1 protein-coding gene is annotated in these 249 nt (G+C 61.4%); it reads left to right on the top strand.

Going from position 1 to position 249, the window contains the following annotated elements; all coding sequences use genetic code 11:
* Positions 1-3 precede the first annotated feature (3 nt).
* A partial coding sequence (locus tag NCR93_RS31810) for a DUF4142 domain-containing protein (protein WP_250532484.1) occupies positions 4-249 on the top strand: 246 nt, incomplete at its 3' end.

The following is a 249-nucleotide window of genomic DNA, read 5'->3' as shown; positions in this document are numbered from 1 at the left end:
GCGTTGAGCGCGATAGTCGCATTCGCAGGCATCGCGGCTCATGCGCAAAATGCCGGACCGACCGATCCGCAGATCGCGGCTATCGTCGTGACGGCCAATCAGGTCGATATCGACGCGGGCAAGCTCGCCGAATCGAAGACGAAATCGAGCGACGTGAAGGCGTTCGCGCAGCAAATGGTCACGGACCATAGCGGCGTCAACAAGGCCGCGACCGATCTCGTGAAGAAGCTCAACGTCACGCCCGAGGAC

The organism is Caballeronia sp. ATUFL_F1_KS39 (assembly GCF_023630985.1).
Taxonomy (GTDB): Bacteria; Pseudomonadota; Gammaproteobacteria; order Burkholderiales; family Burkholderiaceae; genus Caballeronia; species Caballeronia zhejiangensis.
The sequence above is the reverse complement of the archived record's forward strand: the minus strand, read 5'-3'. Positions and strand labels throughout refer to the sequence as shown.